Origin of the sequence: Promicromonospora kroppenstedtii DSM 19349 (assembly GCF_000515355.1) — a bacterium.
GTDB lineage: Bacteria > Actinomycetota > Actinomycetes > Actinomycetales > Cellulomonadaceae > Promicromonospora > Promicromonospora kroppenstedtii.
This window is the reverse complement of the sequence record NZ_KI911634.1, coordinates 45,905-48,364: the sequence shown is the minus strand read 5'-3', so window position 1 is coordinate 48,364 and position 2,460 is coordinate 45,905. Positions and strand designations below refer to the sequence as shown.

Below are 2,460 nucleotides of genomic sequence, written 5' to 3'. Positions count from 1 at the left end.
CGGCTGGTCTGGCTCGTGCGGGCCGGGCTGCCGTGGTGCGTGCGCCGAGGGCGGGACTTCGTGCCCGGGCTGCTCCGCTCCGTGGTGCAGGACCTGCGCGCGGAGCGCGCGTTCACCCCGGGCGGCATGGTCACCAGCCTCGCCGACTCGGGGCTGGACCCGCGCCGGCGGATCGGGCGGGGCTGATCAGGCGGGCTGGTCAGGCCTTCGCCCGGGGCCGCATCGCGTCGATGATCCGGGTCCAGTTGTCACCGCCGTGGCCGTGCTCGCGGGCCCAGGTGTAGTACGCCTGGACGGCGGCCGGCAGACCGGTGTCGACGCCCACCGCCTCGCTGGCCGCGACCACGTGGTCGGCGGTGGCGCCCATCATCGTGACCGTGCTCAGGTGGCCCGGGTGCTCGCCCGCCTCGAGCTGCGCCGCCGTGTCCTCGCCCGCGTCCAGCATCTCCGGGATGCCGGTCAGGGTCTGCAGCAGCTCCGGGAGCGCCGCCGTCGGCCGCACACCGGCCGGCTCCAGCAGCGCGGTGGCGTGCATCAGCCCGGCGAGCGCGGTGAGGAACACGTCGAGGTTGGCCTGATACATGAGCTGCGCGAGCCCGGCGTCCTCCCCCAGGTAGCGCGGCGCACCGATGGTGGTCAGCGCGTCGCGGTGCGCGTCCAGCACGTCGGCCGGACCGCTGTAGTACACGTACGCCGCGTCGGTGCCGACCATCGGCGCAGGGTTCATCACACCGCCCGTCAGGAAGCGCGCGCCGTGATCCGCGGCCCAGGCGGCGCCCTCGCGGGTCCGGTCCGGCGAGTCGGAGCTGAGGTTCACGAGCGTGCGGCCCGCGAGCGCGGCCGTCGCGGTTCCGAGGATGTCGTACATCGCCTGGTAGTCGGTGAGGCTCAGGATCACCAGGTCGCTCGCGGCGACGGCGTCCGCGGGTGTGGGTGCGAGCCGCGCCCCGGCCGCGACGACGTCGGCGGCCCTGGCGGGGGTCCGGTTCCAGACGGTGACGGGGTGGCCCGCGGTGAGCAGGGCGTGTGCCATGGCCCGGCCCATCGGGCCCAGGCCGATGAGGGTGACGGGGGTGGTCATCGGGCGACCTCCGCGTCGGCCCGCAGGCTCTCGTAGATCCTGGCGAAGCCCTCGGCGCCGTACCCCTGGGCGATCTGCCCGCTGATCAGCTCCTGCACGGCCGCGACCGGTCCGGGAGCGACGCCCTGCTCCTCGCTCGCGCGGACGATGTGGCTCAGGTCCGAGAAGTCCAGGCTCTGCTGACCGGGGACCGTGTAGTCGCCGCCGTCGACCACGGCGGCGTCGTGCGCGAAGCCCGCCGTCATGGCGCTGAGGAAGGGCGTGGCGCGCGCGGCGAACTCGGTGGCGGTCATGCCGGCGGAGCCGGCCATCGCGGCCCCGTGCAGGAACCCCGCGAACATCGTGTACATGCCCGAGAGCAGCGCGAGATCGAACAGCGAGGCCAGGCCGGGGTCGGCGCCGTCGTAGGTGCTGGTGCCCCAACGGTCGAGGACGGGGCGGACGCCGTCGAACACCTCCCGTGGGCCGCTATAGAGGATCGAGGCCTCGGTGGTGCCGATCATGGGCGGGGTCGCCATGATCGCGCCGTCGAGGTAGTCGACGCCGTGCGCTGCCGCCCAGCCGGCGAGCTCGCGGGCCTCGTTCGGCGTGGTGGTCGTGAGGTTCACCAGGGCGCCGCCCCGCATGGTGCCGATCACGGCATCGAGGCTCTGGTGCACGGAGGCGTGGTCCAGCAGGCAGGCGATCACCAGGGGGTGGGCCGTCACGGCCTCCGCGATGTCCGACGGCGCCGCGGCGCCCCGGGCGGCCAGACCGGCGGCGCGGGCGGGGGTGCGGTTCCAGACGGTCGTGGCATGGCCGGCGTCGAGCAGCGCGGAGGCGAGAGCGCTGCCCATGGCGCCCAGTCCGAGCACCGTGACGCCGGTGCCCTCGGTGGTGGTCATGGTGTTTCTCCTCAGGTCGATGTGGACCTGACCATGCTCACCGCGGGACGTACGATCGTGGAAGTACCCACTAATTACTGGGGTACTTACCTCGTGGTAAGTACCCTGGACAGGAGTAGCGCGCGATGGCGAAGGCACCCCGGAACGGCCCCTACATCTGCGGCATCGACGCCGCCCTCGACGTGGTGAGCGGCAAGTGGAAGGGCCTGATCCTCTGGGAGCTCGACGAGCACGGCGTGCGGCGGTTCGCCGAGCTGCGCCGCGGGCTGCCGGGCGTGAGCGAGAAGATGCTGACCCAGCACCTGCGCGAGATGGAGGCGGACGGGCTCCTGACCCGCCGCGTGCACGCCGAGGTGCCGCCCCGCGTCGAGTACTCGCTCACCGAGCACGGCGCGGCGCTCAACGCGGCGCTCGCCCCGCTCGGTGCCTGGGGCGTGGACCGGATCCGCCGCGAGCGGTCGGAGCTGGTCGAGCACCGCGACGCGGCGGCGCTGC

Annotated in this window: 4 protein-coding genes; 2 read left to right on the top strand and 2 right to left on the bottom strand. The window is 73.7% G+C overall.

Going from position 1 to position 2,460, the window contains the following annotated elements; translation table 11 throughout:
* Positions 1-186: hypothetical protein (locus tag PROKR_RS34110; protein ID WP_036960950.1), on the top strand; the 186-nt coding region annotated here is incomplete at its 5' end.
* Between the two features lie 13 nt (positions 187-199).
* Here PROKR_RS34110 and PROKR_RS06645 read toward each other — a convergent pair.
* Together PROKR_RS06645 and PROKR_RS06640 are read right to left on the bottom strand one after the other, a co-directional pair.
* On the bottom strand, positions 200-1,081 hold the full coding sequence (locus PROKR_RS06645; protein WP_036960947.1) for an NAD(P)-dependent oxidoreductase: 882 nt from the start codon (positions 1,079-1,081) through the stop codon (positions 200-202).
* Positions 1,078-1,965 (bottom strand): NAD(P)-dependent oxidoreductase, encoded by an 888-nt coding sequence (locus PROKR_RS06640; protein ID WP_036960945.1) that lies wholly within the window; start codon positions 1,963-1,965, stop codon positions 1,078-1,080. The genes PROKR_RS06645 and PROKR_RS06640 overlap by 4 nt, the downstream gene beginning before the upstream one ends.
* Positions 1,966-2,090: 125 nt before the next feature.
* Here PROKR_RS06640 and PROKR_RS06635 point away from each other — a divergent pair.
* The coding region (locus tag PROKR_RS06635; RefSeq protein ID WP_084800289.1) for a winged helix-turn-helix transcriptional regulator at positions 2,091-2,460 on the top strand (370 nt) is incomplete at its 3' end.